Source organism: Ferriphaselus amnicola, assembly GCF_000974685.2.
Lineage (GTDB): Bacteria > Pseudomonadota > Gammaproteobacteria > Burkholderiales > Gallionellaceae > Ferriphaselus > Ferriphaselus amnicola.
Genome location: NZ_AP018738.1, coordinates 419,142 through 433,588 on the forward strand (window position 1 = coordinate 419,142; position 14,447 = coordinate 433,588).

11 protein-coding genes are annotated in these 14,447 nt (G+C 57.8%); all 11 read left to right on the forward strand.

Translation table 11 applies throughout. The annotated features are described in order from the left end of the window. The first annotated feature begins 7 nt into the window (after window positions 1-7). Window positions 8-1,723 (forward strand): ArnT family glycosyltransferase, encoded by a 1,716-nt coding sequence (locus OYT1_RS01940; protein ID WP_062625585.1) that lies wholly within the window; start codon window positions 8-10, stop codon window positions 1,721-1,723. Beyond that, window positions 1,723-3,009 (forward strand): sialidase family protein, encoded by a 1,287-nt coding sequence (locus OYT1_RS01945; protein WP_062625584.1) that lies wholly within the window; start codon window positions 1,723-1,725, stop codon window positions 3,007-3,009. Before OYT1_RS01940 ends, OYT1_RS01945 begins: the two co-directional genes overlap by 1 nt. Continuing rightward, window positions 3,006-3,578 (forward strand): hypothetical protein, encoded by a 573-nt coding sequence (locus OYT1_RS01950; protein WP_062625583.1) that lies wholly within the window; start codon window positions 3,006-3,008, stop codon window positions 3,576-3,578. Before OYT1_RS01945 ends, OYT1_RS01950 begins: the two co-directional genes overlap by 4 nt. Window positions 3,579-3,661: 83 nt before the next feature. Beyond that, window positions 3,662-3,958: a LapA family protein gene (locus tag OYT1_RS01955; RefSeq protein WP_062625582.1), complete on the forward strand. Its 297-nt coding sequence runs from the start codon at window positions 3,662-3,664 to the stop codon at window positions 3,956-3,958. Window positions 3,959-3,965: 7 nt separating this feature from the next. Next, window positions 3,966-5,141: a lipopolysaccharide assembly protein LapB gene (gene lapB, locus OYT1_RS01960; RefSeq protein WP_062625581.1), complete on the forward strand. Its 1,176-nt coding sequence runs from the start codon at window positions 3,966-3,968 to the stop codon at window positions 5,139-5,141. Beyond that, window positions 5,138-5,839 (forward strand): orotidine-5'-phosphate decarboxylase, encoded by a 702-nt coding sequence (gene pyrF / locus OYT1_RS01965; RefSeq protein WP_062625580.1) that lies wholly within the window; start codon window positions 5,138-5,140, stop codon window positions 5,837-5,839. The genes lapB and pyrF overlap by 4 nt, the downstream gene beginning before the upstream one ends. Further along, complete coding sequence (rfaE1, locus tag OYT1_RS01970; protein ID WP_062625579.1) at window positions 5,836-6,765, forward strand: D-glycero-beta-D-manno-heptose-7-phosphate kinase; 930 nt, start codon at window positions 5,836-5,838, stop codon at window positions 6,763-6,765. The genes pyrF and rfaE1 overlap by 4 nt, the downstream gene beginning before the upstream one ends. Before the next feature lie 2 nt (window positions 6,766-6,767). Further along, window positions 6,768-7,766 (forward strand): ADP-glyceromanno-heptose 6-epimerase, encoded by a 999-nt coding sequence (rfaD, locus tag OYT1_RS01975; RefSeq protein ID WP_062625578.1) that lies wholly within the window; start codon window positions 6,768-6,770, stop codon window positions 7,764-7,766. Window positions 7,767-7,846: 80 nt separating this feature from the next. Continuing rightward, window positions 7,847-9,001 carry an FIST signal transduction protein gene (locus OYT1_RS01980; protein WP_062625577.1) on the forward strand — a complete coding sequence of 385 codons (1,155 nt, stop codon included), beginning with the start codon at window positions 7,847-7,849 and terminating at the stop codon, window positions 8,999-9,001. A 32-nt stretch (window positions 9,002-9,033) separates the two neighbouring features. Further along, window positions 9,034-11,637, forward strand: coding sequence for a putative bifunctional diguanylate cyclase/phosphodiesterase (locus OYT1_RS13935; protein ID WP_062625576.1), 2,604 nt, complete (start codon window positions 9,034-9,036; stop codon window positions 11,635-11,637). A 2-nt stretch (window positions 11,638-11,639) separates the two neighbouring features. Continuing rightward, on the forward strand, window positions 11,640-14,447 hold the full coding sequence (locus OYT1_RS01990) for an EAL domain-containing protein (protein ID WP_062625575.1): 2,808 nt from the start codon (window positions 11,640-11,642) through the stop codon (window positions 14,445-14,447).

A 14,447-nucleotide genomic window follows, 5' to 3' on the forward strand; every position in this document is an offset into this window, starting at 1 on the left:
CCTGGCGATGAGCACGCGGCGTTTGCTCTGGTATCTGTTCGCCACTGTGCTGGCGGTGGTTACTTACTTCTATGGTTTGGACAGTCCGCACATCCCCAAGAATGGCGATGAACTGGTCTATGCCCACATCACGCGGCTGACGGCGGCCAGCGGTCATTGGCTGCCGTTGCAATCCGAGCTCGACCATATGCGCAACACCAAGCCACCGCTGCTGTTCTGGCAGGGTATCGCCTCCACCCAAGGCGGGGCGGAGTGGAGCTTATGGAAGCTACGCTATCCCAGCGTGATCTACACACTGCTGACCGCATTGCTGACGTTCCTGTTGGCAAAACGTCTGGCGCAGCAACGCACGGCACGAAGCGAAGCCTCGCCGACTGAGACCGGTTTCATCGCTGCGCTGACTTTCCTCGCATTCTTCAGCACCTACCGCTTTGGCCGCCCGTTTCTGGTCAATCCACCGGAAGTGTTCTGGTTCTTCTTGCCGTTCTTCAGTTTGCTGTATTGGCGACCAGCCAGCTTTGACTCACGTCTCGTCGTCCCCTTGCTATTGGGTGTCCAGATCGGCATCGGCTTGCTGTACAAATCGTTCGCGCTGGTCGCACCGATTGGTCTGGCCTTGAGTTGGTGGTATCTGCATGGGCGCGACTATCGGCTGATGCACTTCTTGCGGGCGGATGCGAGCAAGATCATGTTGGCGCTGGTGGTGTCGCTGGCACTGTTCAGCCTGTGGCTCGTGCTCGATCCCGACCCGCAGGCCATCTGGCAGGAGTTCGTGGTCGGCGAGAACGCGGGCAAGTTCGATCCGCATGGTCGCGGTTATCTTGCCAGCCTGTTATGGGGCGGAAGCAGCGTGTGGGCGCTGCTGGTCGGTTATCCCATGAACGCTGGACTGCTGGCCTTCCCGGTGGCGGCGGTGTTTTTCGTAGCTTGGTCGCAACGCGGGCGCTTGGGCGTTGCCGAAACGATGTTGTGGATATGGATGTTCGCGCTGTTCATCGTGTTCTGCGCGCCCAGCCAGCGGTCAGCGCGATACTTGTTGGAAGCGATGCCGGGGCTGGCGGTGATCTGCGCGCTGCACTGGCAGCGTATCCATCGCGGTTTCTTCGTCGCCAGCTTGGTGTTCTCTGCTGCCGTGCTAGGTTTGCTGGCTGTATTGTCCATGCGTCTTCAGCACGAAGTCGGCGGTCTGTATCCAGTGAGTTTTTGGTGGTTGCTGACGATGACGTTTGCGCTGCTGTTGTTCGGCGTGTTTTCTGCTCGCTACACCCGTGCGGTGGTGAACGTCGTTGTGATGTTGACGATGCTGAGTCTGGCGGCTTTCCTGAATCCGTTCGACGGTGCTCGTGGGAATTTCAGTGTCGAATCGCAGCGGCTGGTGCAGGGCCGCGACGTGTGGGTGCCGTGTAACTTCCGCGCGGTCGATGAAGGTTACCGCTTCCTGTTGCCGGGAGCCAAGGCGCACGGCTACGAAGCGCTGCCATCGCTCGGCGTGGCGGAACTGTCGTCGAGCTACGCACTGTTCGCCGTGCAATTGCCGCTCAAGGCCGAATGTCCTGGCTGTCAGGTATTGGGGCAACGGCTGGAGCTACGCAGTCGGCATAGCTCGGACGAGATCAAGCGCATGTTGAGCGGCGAGGTGTTCCAACTGCTGTTCGTGAAGGAGTTGTTGTTGGCTGCACCGAACGCCGCGCCTGTGCAACCACTCAAAGAAGGGTGCCGTTGATGAGCTCTAGGATGGCGCTGCTGGCCTTGCTTGCGGTCGCATTCGGCGCGGGTTTTCTCAAGGCGGGCAGTTTTTCTAGCGCATCGGCGTTCAAAGTATCGCCGACAGTACAGACCGTCTCGTCGTCAGCCTACGCCGAGAGCCGATTCGCCTCGTCCAAATTGCACACGCAAGTCCACGCCGCCTCAGCCATCGAACTGAAAGATGGCAAGGTGCGAGCGTTCTGGTTCTCTGGCAGTCGCGAAGGCGCGGCAGATGTGACTATCCACAGCGCCGTATTCGATACGCAGCTTGGCCGTTGGGGCGTGGAGACGGTGGTGGCTAGCCGCGAATCGTCGCAGCAGGGGCTGCATCGCTATGTGAGCAAAGTCGGCAATCCGGTGCCGGCGCGTACCGCTGATGGGCGGCTGTGGTTGTACTACGTCACCGTGTCGCTGGGTGGTTGGGCGGGCAGCTCGATCACGGCAATCAGCTCGGACGATGAAGGCATGAGCTGGAGCGCGCCGCGCCGCCTGATCACCTCGCCTTTCGCCAATATCAGCACCTTGGTTAAGAGCGCGCCGTTTATGTACGCCGATGGCACGCTGGGCTTGCCGGTCTATCACGAGCTCTTCAGCAAGTTCGCCGAGATCGTGCGTTTGGACCGGCGCAGTGTCGTGATCGACAAACAGCGGCTGGCGGCGGGCGGGCAGGGTACCTTGCAGCCGGTAGTGCTGGTGCAGAACGCACAACAGGCGACAGTGCTGACGCGCTATTCCGGCAGTGAGACGCCGCGCCGCTCCAAGGCCATGAGCACGCAGGATGGCGGTATTCATTGGAGTTCGCCAACCAGCTCAGCGCTGCCGAATTCCGACGCGGCCTTGAGCGCCGTGGTGCTGGCCGATGGGCGCTGGCTGGCGGTGTTGAACAATCAGGAATCAGGGCGGGACAGCTTGTCTTTGATGTTGTCGGCAGACCGTGGCGCGAGTTGGCGTGAACTGCACGTGCTTGAGGACCAGCGCGGGCAAGGTGCGACAGATTGCGAACGGCGCATCGACTCCGCGCTGACGCAGTCGGATGCGGCGGTGGCGAATGCCGCGCCCACCGTGTTCGCTGAATATCGAGAATCGGCCAAGGTCAAGGTACGGGGCGGCGGTGCGTGCAATTTTGAATTCTCTTACCCCTACTTAATCCAGACTCAGGGCGGCGATTTCCATCTGCTTTACACTTGGAATCGCGTGCTCATCAAACATCTGCGCTTCGATCAAGCTTGGATCGCACAACGTCTGAGCGAGGCTAGACCATGATCGCATACACCGACATCACCGGACTGGCGGGCGTGGCCTTCGCACTCGGCGTGATGCTCAGTGGTCTGCCCGTGGTTGCGCGGCTCGCGGTGGCGAGATTTTGGCTGGTCGCGGCTATCATGGCGCTGGCCTTGATGCCGATCTCTGGTTTATCCATCGCAGGGTATGTGCGCGGCGTGTCGGGCGACTTGAGTGTCACGTCCTTGCTGTTGCTCGGTATGGTGCTGCGCAGGAAAAAAGTCGAATCGCAGCAGCAGGGTGTGTTGTTGATGGTGCTTGTGGCGGCGGTGGCTCTTTATCCTTTCGCGCTTGGAATCGGTAGCTTCGATCCGTATCGACTAGGTTATGGCGACCATTACTTTTTGATTGGCATGCTGTTGCTCACCTTGCTGAGTTGGATACGTCACTACACGTTGCTGGTGTTGGTGATCGCACTGGCCGTATTGGCTTGGGCGGTCGGCGGCTACGAATCCGCTAATCTTTGGGACTATCTGCTCGATCCTTGGGTTTCCATCTATGCCATGTTGCAGCTGATCATTAGGCGGGGGCGGCCGCTGCAACGCAGGTGAAGCGGCGTTGCAGCGTAAGGTAATTGAGGCGATTCAGCGGCTTTCGTGCTATCTTTGCTGTCGGTTTTTGGAGCGGGTGAATCATGCGATTTCTGCTGTGGCCGCTACGGGCGGCGATCTTTCTGCTGGTGCTGGGATTCGCAGTCAAGAACGACCAAGCCGTGGTCTTGCGGTATTTCATGGGTTACGAATGGAGCGCCTCGCTGGTGGTGGCGCTACTGGTGTTCTTCGTTGCCGGTGTGATTGTGGGCATGCTGGCGCTGTTGGGTAAATTGTTGCGGCAGCGACGTGAGATATTGCGGCTGGAGCGCGAGCTGCGCCTGAAAAATACTCTGGCGGACGTGGAGCAGATGCAACGATCGCACGTTCAGCCTTCTTGAATGAATTATGGAATTTGAACTTTGGATGCTGTTGATCTTCCCCCTGTTCTTCGGCATGGGGTGGTTGGCGGCACGTATCGACATCAAGCAACTGGTAGATGAATCCAGTGCCTTGCCGCGCTCGTATTTCGAGGGCTTGAACTTCCTGCTCAACGAGCAGCAGGACAAGGCCATCGATGCCTTCATCGAAGTGGTCAAGGTCGATCCGCAGACCATCGAGTTGCACTTCGCACTAGGCAGCTTGTTCCGTCGTCGTGGCGAAGTGGATCGCGCCTTGCGCATGCACCTGAATCTTGTCGAGCGCGCCGATCTGGACAAGGACAAGAAACAGCAGGCACTGTTCGAGCTGGCACAGGACTACCTCCGCGCTGGGATTTTGGACCGCGCCGAAAAGACCTTCCAAGACTTGCATGACTCGCCTTATGCCAAACAGGCGCTAGATTTCCTGCTGGAAATCTACCAGAAGGAAAAAGATTGGCAGAAAGCCATCGTGGTCACGCAACGTATGGGGTTGCTCACGGGGCAGCAGCAAGGGCGCGAAGCTGCGGCTTTCTATTGCGAACTGGCGGCAGAGGCCGTGGCTCAGCAGCAGACTGAGCTTGCTCGTCAGCATCTGGAAAAAGCCTTGGTCACATGGCCGTTAGCGGTGCATGCCTCTCTGATGTTGGGCGACCTTGAGTTGTCCTGCGCTCGCACGGAGCAAGCCATTGACGCTTGGCAGCGCATCGAGCAACAGGATGCGCAGTACCTTCCGCTGGTGGCTGAACGCTTGCTCAACGCGTATCGCGCGGTCGGGCGTGAAGACGAAGTGCTAGCCTTGTTGCAGCGCTACCAGCAAAGTTACCCCTCACTCGATCTGATGAATGTATTGTTCGATGCCACGCTCAAGCGTCAGGGATTAGAAGCGGCTTACGCCCTGCTGCGTGAAGAGTTGCATCGCAACCCCAGCTTGCTCGGGTTGGAAAAATTATTGGAAGCGCGTTTGCTGGATGCGCCCGATGATCGCCGAGCCGATGTCGAGCTGGTCAAAAACCTAGTGCATCAGCGCACCCGTTCACTGGCCATGTATCGATGCACCCAATGTGGCTTCAAAGCCCGTCAATTCTATTGGCATTGCCCAGCCTGTCACGGATGGGACACGTATCCGCCGCGCCGTACCGAAGAAGCAGGATTCCCCTTATGAACGACCCCAAGATCATCGTCGCCCTTGATTACCCCGCCGCCGCGCCCGCACTGGAATTGGTCGCGCGCCTCGAACCTGCGCTGTGCCGCTTGAAGGTCGGCAAAGAACTGTTCACCAGCGCTGGGCCGCAACTCGTGGAAACCTTGCAACAGCGCGGTTTCGACGTATTTCTCGATCTCAAATTCCACGACATCCCCAACACCACGGCGCACGCCTGCAAAGCGGCGGCGAGCTTGGGCGTGTGGATGGTCAACGTCCACGCCTTGGGCGGACGCAAGATGATGGAGACTGCGCGTGAGGCACTGGAACATGTCGCCCATCGCCCCAAATTGATTGCCGTTACTGTGCTCACCAGCATGGGGCAGGACGACTTGAACGGCATCGGCCTCAGCGCCACCCCCGCCGAGATGGTGCAGCGCTTAGCCGCACTGGCGGCAGATAGCGGACTAGACGGTGTGGTCTGTTCCGCGCAGGAAGCCGCGCTATTGCGCCAGCAGCGCGGTAAAGATTTCTGTCTCGTCACCCCCGGCATCCGTCCGGCAGACGCCGCCGCCAACGACCAGACTCGCATCATGACCCCGCGCGCCGCACTGGCAGCGGGTTCCAGCTATCTGGTCATCGGGCGTCCGATCACCCAAGCGGCAGATCCACTGGCCGCGCTGCAAATCATTTCCAGAGATATCGAGGGGCTGGCATGAAGCTGCCATCATTCAAGAACGCCCGTGTGCTGGTCGTGGGCGATGTGATGCTGGACCGTTACTGGTTCGGCGATGTCGAACGCATCTCGCCGGAAGCACCGGTGCCGGTGTTGAAGGTATCGCGCGTCGAGGAGCGTCCCGGCGGTGCGGCTAACGTGGCACGAAACATCGCGGCCTTGGGCGCGCAAGCGACGCTGCTATCGGTGGTGGGCGACGATGAGGCGGGACGCTGTCTGGAGAAATTGCTGGTGGAGCAGGGCTGCGTGAATGCGCTGTTGCACCGCGACGCGGGTATCTCCACCACGGTCAAGTTGCGTGCGGTGGCGCGGCAGCAGCAGTTGTTGCGTATCGACTTCGAGACGGCCCCTAGCCATGAGGTGTTGAACGCCAAGCTGGTGGAATATCGGGCACGGCTGGTCGATGCCGACGTGGTGCTGTTGTCGGATTACGGCAAGGGCGGGCTGGCCCATATCGCCGAGATGATCCGGCTGGCGCGTGCGGCGGGCAAGCCGGTGTTGGTCGATCCCAAGGGCGACGACTATGCGCGCTATCACGGCGCGACCTTGCTCACGCCGAATCGTAGCGAGTTCCGCGAGGTAGCAGGCGGCTGGAAGAGCAACGACGAGCTGACGGCCAAGGCGCAAAAACTGCGTGTCGAACTGGGTTTGGAGGCATTGCTGGTGACGCGCAGCGAAGAAGGTATGACGTTGTTCCGCGACGGCGATGTCTATCACGAGGCGGCGCAGGCGCGCGAAGTGTTCGATGTCAGCGGGGCAGGCGACACGGTGATCGCTACGCTGGCGGTGATGCTGGCCAGCGGTGCGGATATGGCATCGTCGGTGCACGTGGCGAATTGCGCCGGTGGTATCGTCGTGGGTAAATTGGGTACGGCAGTGGTCAGCCGGGATGAATTGGAAGGAGTTTGAGCATGTATCACATCGTTACCGGCGCAGCCGGATTCATTGGTTCCAACCTGGTCAAGGCGCTGAACGAGCGCGGCGTCACTGACATCATCGCGGTGGACAATCTGAAGAAGGCGGACAAGTTTCGCAATCTGGTGGATTGTGAGATCGCCGACTTCCTCGATAAGGAAGAGTTTATGGCCAAGCTGGAGACCGGCTATTTCGATGGCGTGGTGGATGCCGTGCTGCATGAGGGCGCGTGCTCGGACACCATGGAAACCGATGGTCGCTACATGATGCACAACAACTACCAGTATTCGCTGGAGCTGTTGAACCATTGCCAGAACGAGGACATTCCCTTCCTGTACGCCTCGTCTGCGTCGGTCTATGGCATGGGGCCGAACTTCACCGAATCACGCGAGTTCGAGTCGCCGCTGAACGTGTATGCCTATTCCAAGTTTCTGTTCGATCAGGTGGTGCGCCGCCGCTGGGACAAGCGCAGCGCGCAAGTCGTCGGTCTGCGCTACTTCAATGTCTATGGCCCACGCGAACAGCATAAGGGGCGCATGGCTTCGGTGGCGTTCCATTTCTTCAACCAGTATCGCGCTGACGGTTACGTGAAGCTGTTCGAGGGTTGCGAAGGCTACGCCAACGGCGGCCAGTTGCGCGACTTCGTATCGGTGGAAGATGTGGTCAACGTGAACATGTTCTTTTTGGAGAATCCAGATAAATCCGGCATCTTTAACTTGGGCACAGGGCGCGCGCAGAGTTTCAATGATGTGGCGGTGGCGACACTCAATGCCCTGAGAACCTCCGAGGGCGAAGCACCGCTGACGCTAGAAGAAATGCACAGCCGCGAACTGATCCGCTACATCCCGTTCCCCGATGCGCTCAAGGGCAAGTATCAGAGCTACACCCAAGCCGATATGGCGGCGCTGCGCAAGATCGGCTATGCCGACGAGTTCCTGAATGTTGACCAGGGCGTGTCGCGTTATGTGGCACATATGCTGAAATCGGCAGGCTAAGCGACGGCACACCGAGGTTGCCGCAGCTGGCGCAAGACCGCATAATGAGCAGGGCTTAGAAATTGACGGGAGAGATTTCGATGGTGCAGCCGTACATGCGCTACTTTGCGACGATAGATGTGGTCGAGTTGGCACACACACTCGACGAGTGGCAGTCAGCTAATCCCTCGGTGGGCATCCTTGCCTTGTTTCCCGAAGCCTGTCGGGAATCGGTGTCGGTTCTGCAATCCCTATGTCGTCAGCGCAAGATTCCGCTGGCGGGGGGCATCTTCCCAGAGTTGATCGCGGACAATGGCTTCACTCGTGAGGGTGTCTGGCTACTACGCTTCGATGAGATGCCTTACGTAGCGCTATATGAAGATCTTGAAGCTGGGCGTGCCGGTGCGATACGGGCTTCAGTGGAGATCGTTGCTGGGCTGCGTCCCCAGTTGAGCGACAGCTCAAAATCCGCCACCCTGTTCATGCTGTTCGATGCGCTAGTCCCCAACATCGCTACGATGCTCGATGAGATCTATCTACAGTTGGCTAACCGCGTGCATTACGCTGGAGCCAATGCGGGTAGCGAGACCTTTCAGCCTATGCCCTGCTTGTTCAATAACGAGCGGCTGATTCAGAACGGCGTGCTGGTGATGTTGCTTACCCCTCATCACGGCGCTATCCTCGAACATGGCTATTGTGTGCCACCCAAGAACATCACGGCCACCACCACGGATGGCAACCGCATTCTACAGATCGATTGGCGACCCGCATTCGAGGTCTATCAGGAGTTGGTGCGGGCGCAGTTCGGGGTCGAGATCACTCGCGAGAACTTCTACCAGTACGGTGTACATTTTCCCTTCGGTATCATTCGCGCTAACCACAATGTAGTGGTGCGCATCCCGGTCGCGCTGGGCGATGACGGCTCGCTGTTCTGCGTGGGCGAAGTTCCGGCGCACGCGGTGCTGGCGCTGCTGGAAGCGCCGAAAGTCGATTCCGTGCAGACACTCGAAGCATTAACCAAAGGTCTGGCCGATTTGAACGACGGCTCCATTGATGAGGACGTGATGCTGTTCTACTGTGCCGGACGTCGGTTGCACATGGGAGTCGAGGCCGCCACGACCGAAGTGGAAGAGTTCGCCCGCCGCACGGGGGCGGCGCAAGTGGCTGGAGCCTTGTCGCTGGGTGAGATTGGTGGCTCCACGCTATGGGGCTATCCGCTGTTCCACAACGCGACGCTGGTCGCTGCGCTGTGGTGATGTTGCCAACGCCACGGTTCATCACTCACTAGATGCAGCGCGAACAAGTCCTCCCCATCCTGTACGAAATGGCGCTGGTCATCGGGGGCGAGACTAGCCTGAATCCCTTGTTGCTGCGCACCTTGCAGCGTCTGCTTTACTACACGTCCTACCCCGCTGGTTTCGCCTGTCTCGATCTGCCCAAGGAGGCTGCGCCGGATGAGATGTTAGCCGTTCGGCTGGATGCCGTCGTGGGTGACTACGAACTGGCACAGATGAGTGGTCAGACGCTGCACTTTCCGGCGGCGTTGCTAAGTGGCTACGGCCAGCGTCAAGAGGATGCCAGCGCGCTGTTGGAAATGCTGCCTATCGTGGCCGGACGTTACCGCGCATTCTTGCGTTTGCCGATCGGTGATAGCGGCGTCATCATTTTGCTGGCACCGCAGATGCCGGAAAGTGAATTGCCGTTGACCCAGATGTTCCAGCCGGTGATGGCGAACCTCGCCAACGCAATTCAACTATGCCGCCAGAACGATGAGCATAATGCTGCGGTAGCAGCGCAGCGCGGGCAGTTAGAGCAGATGCTGCGACGGAGTGAACTCAGCTTTCGTGCGCTGATCGAACTTAGCCCCATCGGCGTGGCGTTTTCGCGCGACGGCATCACGGTCGATGCGAATGCTGCCTATCTGCACATGTTCGGTTATGACGATGTGGCGGAGTTGCAAGGGCGCCCCTTGCTGGAGCAGGTCGCTCCTGAGCGTCACTCTCAGATTCTGGAAAAGATCAGGCGGCGTGCCACCGGCCGGCCAGTGGAGAGCGTTTACGAGACGGTGGGGCTACGCAAGGATGGATCGAAGTTTCCGTTTCTGGTGTCTGCGCAGCGCGTGGAGTTGCCGGAAGGCCCGCTGACCTTTACCTTCTTCATCGACTTGACCGGTCAGAAACAGACCGAATACGAATTGCGGACGGCGAACGAGATGTTGCATTCCGTGCTGGAAAATGTGCCATTGCGCGTCTTCTGGAAAGATGTCGCGTCGCGTTATCTGGGCTGCAATACCTTGTTCGCCCAAGATGCGGGCCTAAAGAGTCCAGACGAATTGATTGGTAAAGACGATTACTCGATGGGTTGGCGTGCTCAGGCCGAGCTTTATCGTGCAGATGATGCACGCGTGATGGCGGCAGATGCGCCTAAGCTGGGATTTGAAGAGCCGCAAAGCACACCCGATGGTCAAGAGATATGGCTGCGAACCTCCAAAGTGCCGCTTCATGGAAGCGATGGCACGGTCATCGGCGTGCTCGGTATCTACGATGACATCACTGAGCAAAAACAGGCGGAAGCTCAGATCCACAAGTTGGCATTTTTCGATCCGCTCACAGGGCTGCCCAATCGACGCTTGTTGCATGATCGGGTTCAACAAGCGCTTGCAAATAGCACTCGCAGCGGTCGCTATGGAGCGTTGGTGCTGCTGGATCTGGATCAATTCAAGACCGTGAACGATACGCGTGGCCATACCGTTGGTGACAAGCTATTAGTCGAAGTCGCACGGCGTTTACATTACTGCGTACGCGAGGGTGACAGTGTGGCCCGTTTAGGCGGGGATGAGTTCGTTGTTGTGTTGGGAGACCTGAGCGCTGATGAGGCTGAGGCCACAGAGCAAGCCGAGTTGGTGGCCGAAAAGGTGCGGAGCGAATTGGGATGCCCTTACTCGATCGAGGGCAGTGATTACCATACCTCGGCCAGTATCGGCATCGTGTTATTCAATGGCCACGAGCAACCGATGGAAGCGCTGTTCGTCCATGCCGATATGGCTATGTATCAGGCCAAGGCGGGTGGTCGCAACACTATCCGCTTCTATGATCCTGATATGCAGGCCGTGCTAGAGGCTCGCAGTGAGTTGGAGTCTGCGTTACGCGGGGCGGTGGTGCGTAATGAGCTTCAATTGTTCTATCAAGTTCAAGTGGCAGAGCAGGGGCGGCACATTGGAGCAGAGGCTTTGCTGCGCTGGAAGCATCCGGTTTTAGGTATGGTATCGCCAGCACGTTTCATTCCTGTCGCAGAAGAAAGTGGTCTGATCCTATCGTTGGGGCAATGGGTGTTGGAGACGGCATGTGCGCAACTGGCGTGCTGGCAGTTTCAGCCTGAGTTTTCCGAGCTGACCATTGCAGTCAATGTCAGCGCCCGACAGTTCCGTCAGGCAGACTTTGTGTCGCAGGTGCATTCAATTTTGCTGACCAGTGGCGTTACGGCCTCTCGTTTGAAGCTGGAGTTGACGGAAAGTTTGGTGCTGGACAATGTCGAGGATACTATCCGAAAGATGGGTGAACTCAAGGCGCTGGGTGTACGCTTTTCGATGGACGATTTTGGTACAGGCTACTCTTCTTTGACCTATCTCAAGCGCTTGCCGCTGGACCAGATCAAAATCGACCAATCCTTCGTGCGCGACATCACCACTGACCAGAACGATGCGGCCATCGTGCAGACCATCATCGCTATGGCGCAAAACTTGGGGCTGGATGTGATCGCCGAGGGCGTTGAAACTCAGGCACAATGCGAGTTCCTCGAACTGCGTGGTTGCCGTGCATATCAGGGCTACTTTTTCGGCAGACCCGTCGAGGTTCAAGACTTCGAGGCGGCACTGCTGCAACGGGAGAAATAGCGATGCGTAAATTACTGACGTGGATCGTGTGGTTCGCGCTGCTGGTTGGGGGCGCGCAAGCGCAGGCAGTGCAGGAGGTCCGTATCGGCGTGCTTTCTTTCCGACCTCTAGAGCAAACCCAACAGCAATGGCAGGCGACGGCCGACTATTTGAGTGCTCATGTATCGGGCTACCGTTTTACCGTCATTCCCATGTATTACAAGGAACTCGATCTTGCGGTGAATCGCCGCGAGTTCGATCTCGTACTGACCAATCCTGAGCATTACATTACGATACGCGCAGACTTTGGTATTCGAGCGCTGGCTACCGTGATGCCCTTGGCGGAAGGGCGACCAGTGACCACCTTCGGCGGCGTGATTATTACTCGGGCTGATCGAGACGATATAAATTCCCTGAAAAATGTGCGAGGCAAGGTGGTGGCATCTCCTGCGGAACAGTCGTTGGGCGGCTATTTGATGCAACGCTGGGAACTATACAAGCAAGGCATCGGATTGAGGGACTTGGCGGGAGTTCGCTATACGGGGATGCCTCACGATAAAGTCGTGCTGGAGGTGTTAAATGGTCAAGCAGACGTCGGTTTTGTGCGTACGGGTATTTTAGAAGGTATGGCCCGAGAGGGAAAAGTCCGTCTAGATCAAATCAAAGTGCTTAACCTGCAACCTGTGGGGATGTATCCACAGATGCTTTCGAGCGAGTTATATCCAGAGTGGCCAATCGCGTCGATGCCTACGGTGCCTGACTCCTTGGTAAAGCAAATCACACTGACTTTGTTGAACATCCAGCCACAGGATCAAGCTGCACGGCAGGGTAAGTATTATGGTTTCTCTCCGGCGGGGAACTATGCTCAGGTCGAAGCCATAATGGCGCGATTGAAAGTCAATCCTGAGCGCGCGTATGAGTTCGATCTGCTCGATGTTTCTCGCAAATATGCCGTGCCTTTGTTGAGTGGTGCGCTGGTATCGTTGCTGGCAGCGTTGGGAGTGGCAATGCATTTGGTGCGTACCCGCTCGCGCCTGCAAGCCAGTCTTATCGACAGAGAGGATCTATCCCGCGCTTTGCAACAGGCCAACGCTACGCTGGAAGATAAGGTTGCCCAACGTACCAGCGAATTGCAAAGTAGTGAGGCGCGTTTCCGTTACATGTTCGAGCACCATGCTTCTCCCATGATGTTGGTCGATCCGCAGAGTGGCGATATCGTGGATGGAAATAATGCGGCTGCCGAGTTCTACGGTTATACGTCGCCAGCGATGCGCACCATGCACATCACGCAAATCAACGTGGATTCTCCCCAGCATGATGAGGAGGAGCGTGAGATGGCGCGTCGCAATGAGCGTAACTATTTCATCTGCAATCATCGCTTGTCGAATGGAGAGATGCGCACCGTCGAAGTCTATGCTTCGCCGGTCGAGGTGGGCGGCAAGGAACTGCTGTTCTCCATCATGCATGACATTACCGAGCGCAAACAGATGGAAGCGCAGATGCATGATCTGGCGTTTTACGATGCTTTGACTAGGCTCCCTAACCGCCGCATGTTGGTTGATCGTCTAGGTAAGCTGCTGGCTTCCTCGACCCGTAGTCATCGGCATGGCGCGTTGATGTTTCTTGATCTGGATCATTTCAAGCGACTCAATGATTTACATGGCCACGATATCGGTGATCTGTTGTTGATCGAAGTGTCGAAGCGTCTGCTTGCATGCATACGCGAAGAGGATAACGTTGCCCGTTTGGGCGGCGATGAGTTCGTGGTGATGCTGGAGGGGTTGTCTGAGAATCTCGAAGCTGCCGTGTTGCAGGCCGAGCTGGTGGCGGAAAAGATCCGCGCCGCACTGTCCGAGCCTTATCTGCTGAATCGTTCTGGAGTGACCGGCGAGGCTGAGCTCATTGAGCACCACTGCTCATCCAGCATCGGCGTGACCGTGTTCCGTGGTCAGGATGACGCCCTAGAAGAGTTGTTGCGCTGGACGGACATGGCGATGTATCAGGCCAAGGAGGCTGGGCGCAACGTCATCCGTTTCTTCGATCCCAAGATGCAAACTTCCATCGAGACGCGCGCTGCTATCGAAAAAGACCTGCGTATCGCCTTGGAGCAGCATCAATTCAAGTTGTACTACCAGTTGCAGGTAGATGTCGCTGGGCGACCGCAAGGGGTGGAGGCGTTGTCGCGTTGGGTGCATCCAACGCGCGGTATGGTCTCACCACTTCAGTTCATTCCCTTGGCGGAAGAGAACGGTATGATTATTTTCATCGGCCTTTGGGTGCTGGAAACGGCTTGTCGGCAATTGGTAGCATGGCAAGAGAATCCGGCGACGCGCAACCTGCGGCTGGCGATCAACGTCAGTGCCCGACAGTTCCGCCAGCCGGACTTCGTTGCGCAAGTGCAGGCCGAGTTGTTGCGCACAGGTGCAGATCCCGCCAAGCTGGAGTTGGAGCTAACGGAAAGCATGGTGCTGGAGAATGTCGAAGAGACGATACGCAAGATGACCGAGCTGAAAGCCTTGGGCGTGCGCTTCTCGATGGATGACTTTGGTACCGGCTACTCTTCCCTGAGTTACCTCAAGCGCTTGCCGCTGGATCAGATCAAGATCGACCAGTCCTTCGTGCGTGACATCGCCACCGACCAGAACGATGCGGCCATTGTGCAGACCATCATCGCCATGGCACACAACCTCGGTCTAGAGGTGATCGCCGAGGGGGTGGAGACTGAAGTGCAACGCGCGTTCCTTGAACAGCGTGGCTGCCGCGCCTATCAGGGTTATCTGTTCGGCAGACCCCAGCCCGTGGAAGAGCTGGAGCGGTCGTTGTTGCCCTAA

Coding starts and splice junctions, on each gene's coding strand:
- OYT1_RS01980 (WP_062625577.1), top strand. CDS start 7,847: ATGGTGCAGCCGTACATGCGCTACTTTGCGACGATAGATGTGGTCGAG.
- OYT1_RS01955 (WP_062625582.1), top strand. CDS start 3,662: ATGCGATTTCTGCTGTGGCCGCTACGGGCGGCGATCTTTCTGCTGGTG.
- OYT1_RS13935 (WP_062625576.1), top strand. CDS start 9,034: ATGCAGCGCGAACAAGTCCTCCCCATCCTGTACGAAATGGCGCTGGTC.
- OYT1_RS01940 (WP_062625585.1), top strand. CDS start 8: ATGAGCACGCGGCGTTTGCTCTGGTATCTGTTCGCCACTGTGCTGGCG.
- OYT1_RS01950 (WP_062625583.1), top strand. CDS start 3,006: ATGATCGCATACACCGACATCACCGGACTGGCGGGCGTGGCCTTCGCA.
- OYT1_RS01990 (WP_062625575.1), top strand. CDS start 11,640: ATGCGTAAATTACTGACGTGGATCGTGTGGTTCGCGCTGCTGGTTGGG.
- lapB (WP_062625581.1), top strand. CDS start 3,966: ATGGAATTTGAACTTTGGATGCTGTTGATCTTCCCCCTGTTCTTCGGC.
- pyrF (WP_062625580.1), top strand. CDS start 5,138: ATGAACGACCCCAAGATCATCGTCGCCCTTGATTACCCCGCCGCCGCG.
- rfaE1 (WP_062625579.1), top strand. CDS start 5,836: ATGAAGCTGCCATCATTCAAGAACGCCCGTGTGCTGGTCGTGGGCGAT.
- OYT1_RS01945 (WP_062625584.1), top strand. CDS start 1,723: ATGAGCTCTAGGATGGCGCTGCTGGCCTTGCTTGCGGTCGCATTCGGC.
- rfaD (WP_062625578.1), top strand. CDS start 6,768: ATGTATCACATCGTTACCGGCGCAGCCGGATTCATTGGTTCCAACCTG.